11 protein-coding genes are annotated in these 12,988 nt (G+C 74.1%); 8 read left to right on the top strand and 3 right to left on the bottom strand.

The features are described 5' to 3' along the window. Positions 1 to 113 precede the first annotated feature (113 nt). Together DEJ34_RS00230 and DEJ34_RS00225 are read left to right on the top strand one after the other, a co-directional pair. Positions 114 to 788: an HAD hydrolase-like protein gene (locus tag DEJ34_RS00230; protein ID WP_110825737.1), complete on the top strand. Its 675-nt coding sequence runs from the start codon at positions 114 to 116 to the stop codon at positions 786 to 788. Further along, positions 785 to 2,068, top strand: coding sequence for an MFS transporter (locus DEJ34_RS00225; protein ID WP_110910758.1), 1,284 nt, complete (start codon positions 785 to 787; stop codon positions 2,066 to 2,068). The genes DEJ34_RS00230 and DEJ34_RS00225 overlap by 4 nt, the downstream gene beginning before the upstream one ends. Before the next feature lie 83 nt (positions 2,069 to 2,151). Here the strand turns inward: DEJ34_RS00225 and DEJ34_RS00220 are convergent, their stop codons facing one another. Then, positions 2,152 to 2,991 carry an SDR family oxidoreductase gene (locus DEJ34_RS00220; protein WP_181422194.1) on the bottom strand — a complete coding sequence of 280 codons (840 nt, stop codon included), beginning with the start codon at positions 2,989 to 2,991 and terminating at the stop codon, positions 2,152 to 2,154. 44 nt (positions 2,992 to 3,035) lie between these two features. Then, positions 3,036 to 3,686, bottom strand: a complete 651-nt coding sequence (locus DEJ34_RS00215; protein ID WP_258365844.1) for a nucleoside/nucleotide kinase family protein — start codon at positions 3,684 to 3,686, stop codon at positions 3,036 to 3,038. Between the two features lie 134 nt (positions 3,687 to 3,820). Between DEJ34_RS00215 and DEJ34_RS00210 the strand changes: the two genes are divergently transcribed. After that, positions 3,821 to 5,140, top strand: a complete 1,320-nt coding sequence (locus DEJ34_RS00210; protein WP_110910759.1) for a PP2C family protein-serine/threonine phosphatase — start codon at positions 3,821 to 3,823, stop codon at positions 5,138 to 5,140. Positions 5,141 to 5,213: 73 nt separating this feature from the next. Here DEJ34_RS00210 and DEJ34_RS00205 read toward each other — a convergent pair whose 3' ends face one another. Further along, positions 5,214 to 5,663, bottom strand: coding sequence for an NUDIX hydrolase (locus DEJ34_RS00205; RefSeq protein ID WP_110889443.1), 450 nt, complete (start codon positions 5,661 to 5,663; stop codon positions 5,214 to 5,216). A gap of 214 nt (positions 5,664 to 5,877) precedes the next feature. Here DEJ34_RS00205 and DEJ34_RS00200 point away from each other — a divergent pair, with 214 nt between their 5' ends. From DEJ34_RS00200 to DEJ34_RS00180, 5 genes are all read left to right on the top strand, one after another. Next, a complete protein-coding gene (locus DEJ34_RS00200; RefSeq protein ID WP_258368207.1) occupies positions 5,878 to 6,630 on the top strand; it encodes an ABC transporter ATP-binding protein in 753 nt (250 codons plus the stop codon). Between the two features lie 3 nt (positions 6,631 to 6,633). Continuing rightward, entirely contained in the window at positions 6,634 to 8,484 is a 1,851-nt protein-coding gene (locus tag DEJ34_RS00195) for an FtsX-like permease family protein (RefSeq protein WP_110910761.1), read from the top strand. Positions 8,485 to 8,550: 66 nt separating this feature from the next. Next, complete coding sequence (locus tag DEJ34_RS00190) at positions 8,551 to 11,259, top strand: helix-turn-helix transcriptional regulator (protein WP_110910762.1); 2,709 nt, start codon at positions 8,551 to 8,553, stop codon at positions 11,257 to 11,259. Positions 11,260 to 11,355: 96 nt separating this feature from the next. Continuing rightward, positions 11,356 to 12,075, top strand: a complete 720-nt coding sequence (locus DEJ34_RS00185; protein WP_110910763.1) for an alpha/beta hydrolase — start codon at positions 11,356 to 11,358, stop codon at positions 12,073 to 12,075. Positions 12,076 to 12,129: 54 nt separating this feature from the next. After that, positions 12,130 to 12,966 carry an alpha/beta fold hydrolase gene (locus DEJ34_RS00180; protein WP_110910764.1) on the top strand — a complete coding sequence of 279 codons (837 nt, stop codon included), beginning with the start codon at positions 12,130 to 12,132 and terminating at the stop codon, positions 12,964 to 12,966. Positions 12,967 to 12,988 lie beyond the last annotated feature (22 nt).

Genomic DNA, 12,988 nt, shown 5'->3' with positions numbered 1-12,988 from the left:
CGCCGGCGCCGCGACTCGGTTCCGACCGCGGGCCGGGAGGCCCGACCCGCCCCCGGCGGGCGGCTCACCCCGCCGCCGGGCGGCTCCGGCGGCGCGGCTAGGCTGGGCGGGACATGACAAGCAGCCCGGAGCGCCCCTTCACCGCCGTCCTGTTCGACCTCGACGGCACCATCAGCGACTCGGCGCCGGGCATCATCGAGAGCCTGACGCACACGTTCCGACAGGTCGGCGTCCCCGTGCCCGACCAGGACACCCTCATGTCGTTCGTGGGGCCGCCGATCCTCGACACCTTCCGCATCGCGATGGGCATGGACGACGAGCTCACCGAGCGCACCCTCGCCGTGTACCGCGAGCACTACTTCTCGCACGGAGCACTCGACTCCCGCATGTACCCGGGCATTGACGTCGTCCTGCACACCCTGCACGAGGCCGGCGTGCCGATCTCGACCGCGACGAGCAAGCCCGAGACCCCGGCGACCTACATCCTCGAGCACTACGGCCTGACCGGGGACATCGACGTCATCACCGGGGCGAGCGACGACGAGGTGCGCTCCGCCAAGGCCGACGTGGTCGAGGAGGCCTTGCGCCGGCTCGACGCCCGTGGGTTCGACATCAGCCGTCCGGTGCTCGTCGGGGACCGCCTGCACGACGTCGAGGGGGCGGCTGCGCACGGCGTCCCGACCGTCTTCGCCGAGTGGGGGTACGGCTCCCCCGCCGAGGCCGCGGGCACCGTCGCGCAGGCGGCGACCCCGCTCGACCTGCTGCCGATCCTGCTGCCGAGCACGTGAGCGGCAGGGGCGAGACCACCGGCGCGGCAGCTCGCCGTGCCGGACTCCGCGGGGCCGCGTGGCTGCTGCCCGCCGCGATCGTCCTCGTCGCGCTGAACTTCCGCGGCCCGATCGTCGCGCCGGCGCCGGTCATCGGGGACATCCGGGTCGACCTCGGCATGACCGCGACGGTCGCCGGGCTCCTCACCACGATCCCGGTGCTCTGCTTCGCCCTCGCGACGCCGTTCGCCAGCTGGGTCATCGCCCGGTTCACCGCGGAGCGCGCCGTGTCGCTGTCGCTGCTCATCGTGCTCGTCGGCACCGTCCTCCGGTCGGTCCCGCACGAGGCCGCGCTGCTCGTCGGCACCGCGGTGATCGGCATCGGCATCACGATCGGCAACGTGGTGATCCCGGTCGTCATCCGGCGGGACACCTCACCGGAACGGGTCGGCCTGGTCACGGGCGTGTACACGTCCGCGCTCAACGTCGGGTCGATGACGACCTCGCTCGGCACGGCACCGATCGCAGCCGTCTGGGGCTGGCCGGTCGCGATCGCGATCTGGGCCGTGCTCGCGGTCGTCGCCGGTGCCGCGTGGACCTACGCGGTCGGGGCGGGTGCCGCATGGCGTGGTGTCGACCGCGACTCCGGACCGGTGCCGGCGACCGGACCGATCGACCAGGTCCTGGACACCGGCGCGGTCCGCACGGTCCCGGCGGCCCCCGTCGTGGCGACCCTGCCGCACCCCGCCAAGCGCTGGGTGACGTGGGGGCTCATGCTCGCGTTCGGTGGCCAGGCGTTCTCGTACTACGCGCTGACCGCCTGGATCCCGACGCTGCTGCACGACGAGATCGGCTTCGACACCGCGTCGTCCGGGGCGAGCTCCTCGGTGTTCCAGATCCTGGCGGTCGTCGGGGCGCTCGGGGTGCCGGTGCTCGCCAGCCGGTTCCGGCCGCGCGTCATCATCGCCCTCGTCGCGTTCTTCTGGCTCGCGATGCCCGTCGGCCTGCTCGTCGCCCCGCAGCTCTGGTTGCTGTGGTCGGTGCTCGGCGGCGCTGCCCAGGGCGGCGGCATCACGATCATCTTCATCGTCATCGTGCGGCTCGTGTCGAACGACGACGACGCCCGCCGGCTGTCCGCGTTCGTGCAGGGCGGCGGGTACCTGATCGGGTCGGCGGGGCCGCTCGTGGCCGGGGCCCTGCACGGGGCGACCGGCGGCTGGACGGCACCGCTGCTGACCGTCCTGGTGGCGGTGCTGCTCCTCGGCGTTGTCGGGTCCCTGTCCGCACGGAAGGTGCGCTGAGCCTCCCGCACCGCGCACCGCGAATCGCCTCCCGCACCGCGCACCGCGCACAGCGCACCGTGAGCGGGCCGCGACCGGCGCGGTCAGGCGCTCCGGGCCGCCAGGACCTGGCGGAGCGACATCGGCGCCTGCCCGGTCACGCGCTCGACGTCCCCGGACACCTTCGCCAGCGCGCCCTCGCCGATCGCCGTGTAGGTGCTCACCCACGCGTCGGCCTGCCACGGCTCCGGGTCCCAGCGCTGCCGGGAGGCGTAGGCCTCCTCCACCGTCTCGCGGTGGTAGGTCACCGGCCGGCCCCGGACGGCGCTGACGGTCGCGGCCGCCTGCTCGAGCGTGATCGCCGCGGGTCCGGTCAGGTCGTACGTGCGGTCCATGTGCCGTTCCGGCGCACGGAGGACCGCGGTCGCCACACGTGCCACGTCGGCCCGGGCCACGGCGGCCATCGCCCCGTCGCCCGCCGGGCCCCGGATGACCCCGTCCTCGCCGACGAGGTCCTCGACGAAGTCCAGGTAGAACGAGTCGCGCAGGAACGTGTGCGCCATCGAGGTGTCGCGCACCGCCTGCTCGGTCCACCAGTGGTCGCGGCCGAGCGTGAAGGTCGCGTCGGGGGCCGCGCCCTGGAAGGACGTGTAGACGACGTGCTGCACGCCGGCACTGGCCGCTGCGCGCACGACGGTGCGGTGCTGGTCGAGCCGGTCACGGGCCTCCGCGCCGGACACCAGGAACAGGACGTCGACGCCCTCGAGGGCGGCGCGGGCCGCGTCGCCGTCGGCGTACGTCGCGACGGCGACCTCGGCCCCGGGCAGCCGTGGGGCCCGGGAGGCGTCGCGGACGACCATGCGGAACGGCACCTCGTCCGCGGCGAGCGCGCGGGCGACGGCGCCGCCGATGTTGCCGGTGGCCCCGGTGATGGCGATGGTCACGTCGTGCTCCTGTCGGTCGGTGCTGCTGTCGTCGGTGGGTCCGGTCAGGTCCGGACCAGGACGGAGGCCCGGTGCAGGTCCGCCGTCACCCGCTCGGCGTTCACGCCGTCGACCTCCACGGCCCACCGTCGGGCGGCCTCGTGGTCGCGGCCGTGCCGCATGTGTCGGCCGACCAGTCGGTCGATCCGCACGGAGTCGTCGACGACGCAGGCCCAGGTCTCGGTGAACAGGTCGGGCAGCTCCCGCCACGGGGCGGTCTGGTCGAGCAGGTAGTTGCCCTCGGAGACCACGAGCACGGTCTCCGGCGGGACGGCGATGCTGCCGGCCACGGGCTCGTCGACGCGACGGTCGAAGTCGGGCGCCCAGACCGTGCCGTCGGTCCCCCCGGTCGCGGTCAGCCGCCGGACGAGTGCGACGTACCCGGCGGCGTCGAAGGTGTCGACCGCGCCCTTGCGTCCGCGCCGGCCGAGGGTGTCGAGGGCCGCGTTCGCGAGGTGGAACCCGTCCATCGGCACCTGCACGGCGACGCCCGGACCGAGCCGCGTCACGACCTCGGTGACGACCCGACGGGCGAGCGTGGACTTGCCCGCCCCGGGAGCGCCGGCGATGCCGACGACGCTGCGACCACCCGCCTCGGCGAGCGCCACCGCACGCGCCACGGCCTGGTCGACGGACAGGGTCTCCTGGGTGCGCACGGGTCCATCCTCGTGCATCGAGTGCCCGGACCGAGGGCGATCCCGCGGACACGTCCGCTCGCCGTCGCCGGGCGCCGTGCCCCACGAACGGGCGCGTTCCCCCCGCGGCGGACGGCCGGTAGCGTTCGTCACCTATGGCGCAGACGACATCCGGCCCGGCCGTCGCACAGGTCACCGCTCCCGACCGTGCGGCGCCGCTGGCCGTGCGGTCCTCGGCCAGGACGACCCCGCTGACGAACCAGGCTGTCATCGCCGCGGTGTCCGTGGTCGCCGCGGTCTGCAGCGTGCTGCTCCCCTGGCTCACGGTGACGAACGCGCCGAGCATGTGGGCCGGGACGGGACTCGCGCTCCTCGGGCTGGCGTTCACCGGACTGCTCGTGGCGCGACCCGGGCTCGCACGGTTCGAGCTGCTCGTCCCCGCGCTCGACTTCATCGCGATCGGCCTGCTGCGCTTCGGGACCGGCGACGCCCGGTCGCCCTTCCTCGCGGCCGTGCTCCTCCCGCTGATCTGGATCGCCGCCCGGCCGGGTCGGCAGCACGTCGTCTACCCGCTGATCGGCACCGCGGTGACGTTCCTCCTGCCGACGGTCGTCGGTCAGGCCGAACTCGGCGCCAGCGAGGTCGTGCGCCTGGTGGTCGTCCTGGTGGTCTTCGTCGGGGTCGCCGGCGTCACGAACGAGCTCGCCCGACAGGCCGTGGTCCGGCTGCAGGCGATGCAGGACCTGCGACAACAGGCGGAGGCGGAGATCAGCCAGGCCGCCCTCGTGCAGCGCTCCCTGCTGCCCGTCACCGCCGTGGACATCCCGGCCGTGCTGACGGTCCGGGCCGTGTGCCTCCCGACACGCTCGGTCGGCGGCGACTTCTACGACTGGTTCCCGATCACGGACGGCGCCGCCTTCACGCTCGGGGACGTGATGGGCAAGGGCGTCGGAGCGGGCATGATCGCCGCGGTCGTGCGTTCGGTCCTGCGCTCGTCCGTCCGCGAGGGAGCGCCGGACGAGGCGGTGAGCCGCACCGCGACGGGCCTCGACGTGGGCCTGGACGCGCCCGCCACCGAACAGTTCACGACCTGCTTCCACGTGCACGTCAGCGTCGACGGGATCGCGCGCTGGGTCGACGCCGGGCACGGCCTGACCCTGCTGCTCCGTGCGGACGGCAGCCACAAGTGGCTCCGGAGCGTCGACCTGCCGATCGGTGTGGGGACGTCCTGGACGACGCAGGAGACGGTGCTCCGTCCGGGCGACGTGATCCTCAGCGTCAGCGACGGTGTCCTCGACCTGTTCGGCGACGGTCTCGACGCCGTCGACCGGTTCGCGGAGTTCGCCGTCGCCGACCCGGACCCCGACCACCTCGTCGAGCGGCTCGAGGAGCGCGGTCGCGCCGGCCACAACGAGGACGACGTGACCGTGCTCGCGATCCGGTACGACCCGGAGCCCGAGGTCTCCCGGTCCTAGGCACCGCCCGGTCCGGCCTGCCCCCCGGACCGGCCAGCGCACCGGATCGCTCAGTGCCGGCGGCCCTGCGCGGTCAGACCGTGGTGCCCCCGCCGACCCCGGCCCACCGCAGCGCCTGCACCACGAGCAGCCCGTGCCGGTGCGCCCCGAGCTCGTCGAGCGGCACCCACCGCGCCATGTCCGTCGTCCCCACCGCTTCGTGGCGCAGCGCTCCCCCGACCACCCGAGCCCGGTGCACCACCTGCACGGCCTTCATCGGTCGACCGTTCTGGTGCTTCCGACGCTCCGGCGGCACGACGTGCGACCGGATCCCGAGCAGCCCCTCGACCACGACGTCGTACCCGGTCTCCTCGCGGACCTCACGCACGGCACCCTCCTCGACCGTCTCGTCCAGCTCGACCCCGCCGCCGGGCAGCGTCCAGAGCCCGGCGTCCGGCCAGCTCAGCCGTGCGAGCAGCACCCGGTCGCCGTCGGTGACCACGGCGTAGGACGCCAGCCGGGTGTCGTAGTCCGTGTACTCCATGACCCGACCATCGCAGCAGGCGGGCCGATGCCGGCGAGCCGCGCCGTGCCTCCCGTCCAGCGGGTCGTGGACCGGTCCGGCCGCACGACCGCCGCCGCCTGCATCGGAGGATGCAACCTCCCCGGGTCCCACCCTTCGGCCCTCGGCCGCGAGCGCTCGCGTTCCTAGCGTGGACGACGCACGCCGTCCCGCACCGTCCTCGTCAGGAGTCCTCGTGTCCACAGTCCTCTCACCCGCCCGCACCGGCACCGCCGTGCACCTCGACCGGGTCACCAAGACGTACCCGAACGGCCCGTCGACCGTGACCGCGCTCGACGGCGTCTCGCTCGACATCGCCTCCGGCAGCTTCACGGCCGTGATGGGTGCGTCCGGGTCCGGCAAGTCCACGTTCCTCAACTGTGCCGCCGGTCTCGACACCCCCTCGAGTGGCCGGGTGGTCATCGGAGGCGTCGACCTCGGCGCGTTGCGCCCGGACGCCGTGACGCGGTTCCGCCGCGACCACGTCGGCTTCGTGTTCCAGGGCTACAACCTCGTGCCGCACCTGACCGTCGGCGAGAACGTGCGGCTGCCCCTGACACTCGCCGGCACCCGCGCCGACGAGCAGCGGATCGCGGAGCTGCTCGACGCCGTCGGCCTGGGGGGCATGACCGGCCGCCTGCCCGGGGAGCTGTCCGGCGGCCAGGCGCAGCGCGTCGCCATCGCGCGGGCCCTCGTCGCCGGGCCGGACGTCGTGTTCGCCGACGAGCCCACCGGTGCGCTCGACACCGCGACCGCGGAGCGGATCCTGCAGCTCCTGCAGCACGCGGTGCGGTCACTCGGGCAGACCCTCGTGCTCGTCACCCACGACCCCCGGGCCGCGGCCTTCGCCGACCGGGTCGTGTTCCTCGCCGACGGTCGGGTGCGCGACGAGCTCCACTCCCCCACGCTCGAGTCGGTCACCGCCCGCGTCCTCGGCCTGGGGCGCTGAGCCGTGCGCGCCGCTCTCCGCTCCCTGCTCGTCGTCAACCGCGCGGCCGTCGTCGGCGCCGGTGTGGTCGTCGCCCTGGCCGCCGTGCTCCTCGCGGTCACGAGCGCCTGGCTCGAGGCCGGCATCCGGCATCCGGACGCCCCGTTCCTCTCCACCGTCGCGGGCTCCTTCGCCGGGACACTGCTGCTCATCACGGTGTTCATGGTGGCGAGCGTCTTCGCGGGGGTCCTCCGCGAACGGCGCCGCGAGTTCGCCCTGCTCCGGGCGATCGGTGCGACCGCCGCACAGATCCGCGGCACGGTCCGGACCGAGGTCCTGGTCCTGCTCGCACTCGTCGCACCGCTCGGTGCCGTCGTCGGCACGTTCGTCGCACCGCTCGTCACGCCGCTGCTGGCGTCGAGCGACCTCGTCCCCGCGGGCTTCACCCTCGCGCCGACGGTCGTGCCGCTGGTCGGCACGCTGGTCGTCCTCGTGCCCACCGGACTGCTGGCCGCGGGGATGGCCGCGCGGGCAGCGACCCGCCCGAGCCCGACCGACGCCGTCCGTGCGAGCACGACCGACGTCCCCACGCTCTCGCGCGGTCGACGGATCGCAGCCGGGGTCACCGCGCTCATCGGCCTCGCGACCGCGACCACGCCCTTCTTCACCCCCGGCCTGGTCGGCAGTGCGACCGGCGCCACCTCCGCGATCGTGCTCGTGGTCGCGGCGGCCCTCGCCGGGCCGCTCCTCGTGCAGTGGGGTGCGCGGCGCGCCCTCCGCGGGGCCTCCGGACCGGCGGCCACGCTCGCGCTCCTCAACGCCCGCGGCGCCTCCCGCCGACTCAGCGCCGCGGTGGTGCCGCTCGCGCTCCTCGTCGCGCTCGGGACGGTGCAGACCGGGACGGACGCCGCCGTCCAGCGTGCGACGGGGGACCAACTGCGGGCGGGCCTCCAGGCCGACCTCGTCGTGACCGGAGCGGACGGCGTGACCGCTGCCGAGGCGGACCGGATCGCGGCGATGCCGGGCGTCCGCGCGACGACGACGATGCGGGACACCGCCGGCTCGGTCCAGATCGAGCAGGCCGACGAGGACCTCCCCGCCCTCGGCGACCTCGAGTGGGAACCGACCGTGATCCGTGCACTGTCGGGCGACGACGGTCGCGTCGACCCCGCCGTCCGCGCCGGTTCCCTCGACGCGCTCGACGAGCCGGGCACCGTCGCGGTGAGCACCGACGTCATCGCCCTCACCCCGACCGGCCTCGGGGACACCATCCGGATGCGGACGGGTGACGGACCGGCGACCCCGGCGCGGGTCGTCGCGGTCTACGACCGCGGCCTGGCGTTCGGTGACGTCCTCGTGCGCGACCGGACGAGCGGCCCGGCCGGCACGCTGCTCGTCGACACGGCCGCCGGTGACCGTGCCGCCGTCCGGGAGGCCCTGCTCGCCACCGGCCTCGGCGTCACCTCGGTCGACGGCTACGTCACGACCGCCCTCCGGTCAGGGGACGGCGACCGGCGGCTGTCCCTGGTCCTCGTCGTCGCCCTGCTCGCCTTCGTGGCGGCCGCCGCGGGCAACACGTTGCTCACCACCACCCGGGGTCGCCGCGACGAGTTCGGGCTGCTGCAGCGGACGGGCGCCACCCGCGTCCAGCTGCTGCGGATGGCCGGGGTCGAGACCGCCTACACCGCGGTCGCAGCCGTGGTGCTCGGGACCCTCGCCGTCCTGCCGGCGCTGGTCGGCGTCGGGTTCGGGCTCGCCGGTGCTCCGGCAGCCGGGTTCGACCTCGCGTCCTGGGCCGGGTTCTCGCTCGCGGCGGTCGTCGTGGCGGTCGTGGGGGTGCTGCCGGTGGCGGGGCGGATCGCGCGGGGGCGGTGACGGGTCAGCGGGAGTGCGGCGCTGCCCCGGACGTGACCGGGGCAGCGCCGCTGGCATACTGACGGCATGACGATGGCGCAGCCCGTCATCGGGCGCGAGCGGGAGATCGCGGCCCTCCGCACCGCGATCCGGGACGTGGACAGCGGTGGTTCGGCGTTCGTGGTCGACGGCGAGGCGGGGATCGGCAAGTCGTCGCTCGTCGCCGACGTGGTCGAGTACGCGGACAGCCGTGGCGTGCGGGTCCTCACGACGACCGGCACGCTCGACGAGTCGGCGGAACCGTACGCCGCCCTCCACATGCTCCTGTACCCGCTGCGTGCGGGCATCCCGAGCCTGCCGGCACCGCAGCGGCGGGCGTTGGACGTCGCGTTCGGGGTCGAACCAGGCGTGCAGCCGTCACCGCTCCTCGCCGGGCTCGCGGCGCTGACCCTGCTCTCCGACGCCGCCGCCGCGAAGCCGCTGCTGATCGTGGTGGAGGACCTGCACTGGGTCGACACCCCGTCCGCATGGGCACTGCGGATGGTCGCCCGTCGCATCGTGCAGGACCCGATCGTCGTGGTGATGTCGACGCGGAACACGGACCCCCTGGACGAGCCCGGGCTGCGACGCCTGCACCTCGCGCCCCTCGACGACGCGGCCGCCGCGGAGCTGCTCGACACGGTCCCCGGTGCGCCCACGGGTCAGGCGCGGCGCGAGCTCGTGGCCCGCGCCGCGGGGAACCCACTCGCGCTCCGCGAACTCGGTCTGCACGGGCCGGGGGGCCGCCCGCGCCAGCGGCCCGTCGTCGGCCGGGTGGAACAGGAGTTCGGCGACCGGTACGCGGAACTGGACCAGCCCACCAGGCTCGCCCTCCTCGCCGTGGCACTCTCCAGCGGTGCGACCGCAGAGGAAGCCGCCCAGGCCGCCGGTCGGGCACTCGGGCGGGTCCCGGCCCCGACGTGGACGGACCGGGCGTCGGCGTCCGGACTCCTCGAGTGGGTCGCTCCTCGGGCCATCCGGTTCCGGCACCCCCTCGTGCAGTCCGCCGTCCTGGCAGCGGCATCGCCGACGGAACGAGCCGCGGTGCTCACGGCCCTGGTGCACGAACACGAGGACGAGCCGACGCGGACGATCTGGTGGCGTGCCGAACTCGCGACGGGTCACGACGACCCCCTGGCGGACGAGATCGTCGCCTTCGCCGACGCCCGGACGGCGATGTCCGATCCGTTCGTCGCCGGCCGGGCGGTCGAGCGGGCCGCGGAGCTCACCTCGGACCCGGCGGTGCGCGTGGAACGGCTGATCGTCGCGGCGGAGCTGGCGGGTCTGTCCGGGCGGACGTCGGAGGCGTCGCTCCTGGCGCACCGGGCCAGCTCGGAGGCCCCGGACCGGCTGCTGGCCGCACGGGCGGCATGGGTCGCCGAGACGCTGCCCACCGGTCGGACGGGGCTGGCCAGGGGCGACCTCGGCCCGGCACTCCACGCCGTCTCGGAGATGCAGGTTGCCGGCGGTGTGGAGCACGCCACCGCTGCGCTCCTCCACCTCGCCGCGATCGCGTGGGACCACACCCTGGAGCCGAGCCCCGGCGACCCGATGCTCGCCGTCGTCGAGGCGCTCGCGCTGCCGGAGGACGACCCGCGGTCGATCCTCCTCGCCGCGCGGACGGAGCCGGTGGTCCGGGGCGACCGGGTCCTGGAACTCGCCCTCGCGGCGGCCCCGTCCGCCGAGGACGAGGAGTCGGCGTGGCTCCTCGGGTACGCGCTCAACCTGGTCGGGGAGATCGACACCGCTCGTGTGCTCCTCGACCGGGCCCTCGCGAGCATGCGGGCGCGCGGCGAACTGCGGACGTTCCCGCAGGCGCTCATGGGGACGTCGATGACGACGTACCTGGCCGGGGACGTCGCGAAGGCCCGTCTCCTCGCCGAACAGGCGGTGTCGCTGGGCCGTGACCTCGGCGACGCCGGGTTCTCCGCCGCGGCACGGTGCGCGCTCGCGTGGTTCGACGCCCTCGACGGCCGACAGCCGGACGTCGACGTCATCTCCGGGGGGACGGAGGTCGGCGCGCAGGTGCTCCGGTCGAGTGCGATGCGTGCCACCGTCCTGGGGAGTCAGGGTGCGGCGTACCTGGTGACCGGCCGACCCGCGAAGGCCCTCGAGCGCCTCCGGTGCATCGCCGACCCCGGACACGACGCGTACCACCCCGACTTCGCGGTGATCACGTCGCCCGACTTCGTCGACGCCGCGCTGGACGCCGGGAGACGGGAGGACGCCGAGCAGCGGCTCGCGGACCTCGAGCAGCTCCACGCACGGTGGCACGCGCCGCTGGTCCGGACCGCCCTGGACCACGTCAGGACCGCACTCGTCCCCGACGACGAGCTCGCGACCACCTGGGCCGCGGTCCGCGACGCGCGCTGGTCGATCCCGTACGCGAAGGCCCGGACGCTCCTCCGTCTCGGACGGCGTCTCCACGCCGCGGGGCGGAGCGAGGACGCCCGTGCCGCCCTCCACGCGGCCCTCGCCCTGTTCGGGGAGATGCCCGCGCCCGCGTGGGAAGAACGCACGCGCGACGCCCTCCGCGCCACCGGGGAACGCCTGGCGGTACCCGGACGACGCGACGAGCTGCTCACCCCGCAGGAGCTCCGGGTGTGCACGCTCGCGGGGCAGGGACTGAGCAACCGGGCGATCGGTGAGCACCTCTTCGTCTCGCCCCGGACCGTCGGAGCACACCTCTATGCCGCGTTCCAGAAGCTGGGGATCTCCGACCGGCGGCAGCTGTCGGACGTCCTCGGGACCGAGTGAGCCGCGCGCACCTCCGTCGACGACTGAGTCGGTCGGTCACGATCTCAGTCATCGTGACCGATGTGCGCCGGCCGTCCCCGCGGATAGGTTCGCGTCATGCCGGCATCGTCACCCACCATCGTCCTCGTCCACGGGGCCTTCGCCGACGCCGCCAGCTGGGCGCCCGTCACGAAGCTCCTCCTCGACCAGGGCCACCAGGTCCGCGTGCCGCCGGTGCCCAACCGGAGCCTGTCCGGGGACGCGGCCTCCATCAGGTCGTTCGTCGAGCAGATCGACGGTCCGGTCCTGCTCGTCGGGCACTCCTACGGCGGCGCGGTCCTCACCGTCGCCGGCGTCGCCGAGAACGTCGTCGGGCTCGTGTTCGTCGCCGCGTACGCGCTCGAGGAGGGTGAGAGCCTCGGCACCCTCCAGGGCGGCTTCCCCGACAGTGCCCTCGCCGCGAACCTCGTCTACGCGCCCTACCCGGTCGAGGGGGCGGAACCCGGCACCGACGTGTCCGTGGCGATCGACGCGTTCCCCGCCGTGTTCGCCGGGGGCCTCGACCTGGACGAGGCGAGGGTCCTCGCGGTCTCGCAGCGTCCGTTGTCCGCCGTCGCGTTCGGCGAGCCCGCCTCCGCGGCCGCGTGGAAGACCAAGCCGTCCTGGGGCATCGTCGCCGGCGCCGACCACACCATCAACCCCGACGTCGAGCGCTTCGGGTACCAGCGCGCCGGCTTCCGAAAGGTCATCGAGATCGACGGCCCGCACCTGCTGATGCAGACCCACCCCGCCGAGGTCGCCGCGTTCATCACGGACGCCGTCGCTGACCTCGACTGACGACCCCACCAAGACCACCCCGACCCCACCCCACCCCACAACAGGAGGACGACCATGGCATTCGTGACCACCGACGACGGTGCAGAGATCTACTACAAGGACTGGGGCAACCCCGACGCCCAGCCGATCGTGTTCCACCACGGCTGGCCGCTGTCCTCGGACGACTGGGACGCGCAGATGCTGTACTTCCTCGCCGAGGGCTTCCGCGTGATCGCGAGCGACCGCCGAGGGCACGGGCGCTCGTCGCAGATCGGCACCGGCCACGACATGGACCACTACGCCAGCGACGTGTCCGCCGTCGTCGAGCACCTCGACCTGCACGACGCGATCCACATCGGTCACTCGACCGGTGGCGGTCAGGTCGCCCGCTACGTCGCGCAGTACGGCCAGCCGCAGGGGCGGGTCGCGAAGGCGGTCCTCGTCTCCGCCGTGCCGCCGCTGATGGTGAAGACCGACGCGAACCCCGAGGGCACCGACATCTCGGTCTTCGACGGGTTTCGGCAGGCCCTCGCGGCGAACCGCGCCGACTTCTTCCGCGCGGTGGCCTCCGGCCCCTTCTACGGCTACAACCGTCCCGGTGTGACGCCGTCGGAACCGGTCATCGACAACTGGTGGCGTCAGGGCATGACGGGCAGCGCCGTCGCGCACTACGAGGGCATCAAGGCGTTCTCCGAGACGGACCAGACCGAGGACCTCCGCGCCATCACCGTGCCCGTCCTCGTCCTGCAGGGCGACGACGACCAGGTCGTGCCGTACCAGGACGCCGCCGTGAAGCAGGCCGAACTGCTCAGCGACGCCACGTTGAAGATCTACGAGGGCTACCCGCACGGGATGCTGACGACCCACGCGGACGTCATCAACCCCGACATCCTCGCGTTCATCCGCGGCTGACACCGCTCGCTGCGTCCGCAGC

It is taken from the genome of Curtobacterium sp. MCPF17_050, from assembly GCF_003224435.2.
Lineage (GTDB): Bacteria > Actinomycetota > Actinomycetes > Actinomycetales > Microbacteriaceae > Curtobacterium.
Note: the sequence above shows the minus strand (reverse complement) of the source record. Positions and strands in the feature narration are given on the sequence as shown.